Genomic DNA, 3,062 nt, shown 5'->3' with positions numbered 1-3,062 from the left:
GCCCCCTTGGGCTTTAGGAGAAGAAATGAGCTTGTCTTGCTCGCTCAGTAAAGTCAAACGAGCTTTCGCCTACTGCTAGAAAAAGGCGAGAACTAGGTAGGTTATTGGTTATTAATCGTCTTCAACCAAACTCTCTTCAATGTATTCTTCTGTGGCGTCAGGCTTGTTACGACCATTTAGCGTATGGAAGCGCTTGCGACCACGAGCAAGTTGGGTGTACTTTAGCCACGTACGCTCAAGTTTTGTTTTTGCTTTGCCCGGGTTTTCTAACACCTTGATGAAGTGTTTCTCTTCGCTGTTTTCAGGTGTTAATTCGCCTGACTCTAAGCCAAGCATTGTATCCCCATAAATTGTTAGGATTTCCTCTTCTGAAAGAGTAAAATCGCCAGACTTTGCAAAGCCGCGTGGGAATTTTACGTTATCGTAAAAACGTTTTTTGCCATGACGGAATTCAGTGTCAGACATGTCAACAGCCTCTGTAACCGTTATTGATGAATGTAGTGAACTTACGGCGAAAATTAGGCTTAAATCTAACAAAAGAAAAACAAAACTTTTTTGTCGTCATGATTTTAATTAGTTGTTAATCTGGTTTTATATTAACCAGGAGATGGTTTATGGATGTAAAAGTCTTTCGAACATTTTTAGAGCTGGCAAGAGTTCGTCACTTCGGACGTGCTGCTGAGAACCTTTATATTACCCAAGCCGCTGTGAGCGCACGTATCAAACAATTGGAAAGTTACTTCGATACGCAATTGTTTATTCGTGATCGAAATAACATAAAGTTGACCTCTGCAGGTGAGCGCTTAATCAGCTATGCCGAGGTAATGGTCACTACATTGCAACAAGCGAAGCTAGAATTATCGCTTGAAGATGGCAAAGCGCTGCAACTAACGTTAGGTGGCACGCCAAACATTTGGGACGCTTATTTACAGAATTGTTTAAGTGTCGTCACAGATTCGTTTGGTGGTTATGGCTTCATGGCAGAAGTGATGGGACGTGAGATGCTCAGTCGTAGCTTGCTAGAGCGCACGTTAGATATGGCATTTGCGTTCGATCAGATCAAAGCTGATGAGCTTAACTGTAAAAAAGTGGCGGATGTTGTTCTCGTTCTGGTATCAACTGAGAAAGATTCTTTAGACACCGTTTTCGAAAACAAATATGTGTACGTTGACTGGGGGACGCGTTTCTCCTCAGAGCATTCTGAGCGTCACCCTAAGATTCCAGCTCCATATTTACGCACTTCAACAGCGCGTATCGCATTGGACTTTATTTTAGAGAAGGGTGGAGCCGCGTACTTACCAATCTCTCTCGTGGAGCCATTTATCGCTAATGGGCAGCTTCACAAGGTGTCTGGAGTAGAAGATTGGTGTCGCCCTATCTATTTGAGCTATCGTAAAGCTAGCTCGTCTGTAGACGCGATTAAGCAAGTGGAAGAAATTGTCAAAGAGATCGATCCACTGACCGCTTACAGTTTTCAGCAAATTGGTTCTGGCACTTCCGACGAATAGCGTTGAATGCAAAGCCAGAAAAACGAAAAAGCCGCCTTGAGAAATTAAGGCGGCTTTGTTTTTATCTCGATGAATCGATAGTTATGGTAAGTCAAACAACAGGGCTGTTGTGCTTTCGTTTGATGTATTGCGCAAAACAACCTTACTTTGGTGTTCAATCTTCGCGCCGTCGCCAGCCGTCAAAGTGGTATTGTCGACACTAAGGCTGCCTGTCACTTGATGGATGAATAGATTTCGGCCCGACTCAATCTCAAAGTTTAGTTCGCTACTTGGCTCAAGAATTAACTGATGCAAAGTCGCATCTTGCTTAATAAGTAGCGTGCCGTTTTCTCCAGTTGGAGTAGCGATAGTCGTTAACCCAGGATTGCGACCAAAATCTTTTTGCTGATAACCTGGTTTGGTTCCAAATGTGTTCGGTTGAATCCAAATCTGTAGAAACCGCAGCGTATCTTGGTTCGACGCATTGTACTCACTGTGGTAAATCCCTTTCCCTGCCGACATGAGTTGGAATTCACCTGCAGGTAGTGTTTTGACGTTACCTTCACTGTCTTTGTGTGCGATAACACCTTCCAACACATAGCTGATGATCTCCATATCACGGTGGCCATGTGTATCAAAACCCGCGCCAGGCTTGACTACATCGTCATTAATGACTCTCAGCTCAGAAAAGCCCATATGTTGAGGATCGTAGTAGCTACCAAAAGAAAACGTATGTTTGCTATCAAGCCAGCCAAAGTTTGCTCGACCTCGGTCTGCTGCATGTCTTACCGTAATCATAAGGCCTCCTTAAGAGAGCTTTTTGTTTAAAAAGTTATCTAACGCTGCTTTACCTGCGCCAGAGAACGCCAGAGAAACGCTCGCTGCCAGTAATGCCAAGCCAAACTCGTAACCGTTGTTTGCCATGAACAGGCCATTCTCAAAGTGGACAGAGAATATCGCTACCACCATCGTGAACGCCAAAGCAACCGCTGCTGGTCGAGTTAGCAGACCAAGTAAAATGAACAAGCCGCCAAAGAACTCTGCGCTGCCCGCAAGTAACGCCATGAGTACGCCAGGACCTAAACCGATAGATGCCATCCACTGACCTGTGCCTTCTAGGCCGTAGCCACCAAACCAGCCAAACAGTTTTTGTGCGCCGTGCGCCATAAAGATAATGCCGATTGGAACGCGAAGTGATAGTGCGCTGTAACCTGCGTTTGACGTGGTAATTTTCTGTAATAGTGCTTTCATGATTCTGTCCTCTGACTCTTTTCAATGAGTGGGAAGCGTGTGCTCCCGTGCTGTTGAGAACAGTTTAGGTAGAGGCGAACATAAAAATAACGGGAGGATTTTGATAAACTCGTTCTAAAAAATCGAATGAGAGGTTTTTGTTATTTTAAATCAATATCTTGAAATGTTTTTTGGGTTTTAATTTGCCGATTATTGTCTGTTTTAAATCAAGGTCTGTCATTATTTTCGATAAACATTTTTTCTGTTAAACAAAAAAAGAGCACATGTACTGTGCTCTATTGCTTTCGCTTTTAACAAGGGAGAAAGGTGCGTTAAAGAAAACCG

4 protein-coding genes are annotated in these 3,062 nt (G+C 43.7%); 1 reads left to right on the top strand and 3 read right to left on the bottom strand.

Annotated features, from left to right (window positions below; genetic code table 11):
- Positions 1-111 precede the first annotated feature (111 nt).
- Positions 112-465, bottom strand: coding sequence for a DUF413 domain-containing protein (locus tag IQR33_RS17455; protein ID WP_005374439.1), 354 nt, complete (start codon positions 463-465; stop codon positions 112-114).
- A 149-nt stretch (positions 466-614) separates the two neighbouring features.
- Between IQR33_RS17455 and IQR33_RS17450 the strand changes: the two genes are divergently transcribed.
- Positions 615-1,508, top strand: coding sequence for a LysR family transcriptional regulator (locus IQR33_RS17450; RefSeq protein WP_005374436.1), 894 nt, complete (start codon positions 615-617; stop codon positions 1,506-1,508).
- An 81-nt stretch (positions 1,509-1,589) separates the two neighbouring features.
- Here the strand turns inward: IQR33_RS17450 and IQR33_RS17445 are convergent, their stop codons facing one another.
- A complete protein-coding gene (locus tag IQR33_RS17445) occupies positions 1,590-2,285 on the bottom strand; it encodes a pirin family protein (protein WP_005383228.1) in 696 nt (231 codons plus the stop codon).
- 9 nt (positions 2,286-2,294) lie between these two features.
- Positions 2,295-2,738 (bottom strand): DoxX family protein, encoded by a 444-nt coding sequence (locus IQR33_RS17440; RefSeq protein WP_005374434.1) that lies wholly within the window; start codon positions 2,736-2,738, stop codon positions 2,295-2,297.
- Positions 2,739-3,062: the final 324 nt, after the last annotated feature.

The organism is Vibrio sp. OPT46 (assembly GCF_015163535.1).
In the GTDB taxonomy this organism is placed as follows: domain Bacteria; phylum Pseudomonadota; class Gammaproteobacteria; order Enterobacterales; family Vibrionaceae; genus Vibrio; species Vibrio alginolyticus.
Note: the sequence above shows the minus strand (reverse complement) of the source record. Positions and strands in the feature narration are given on the sequence as shown.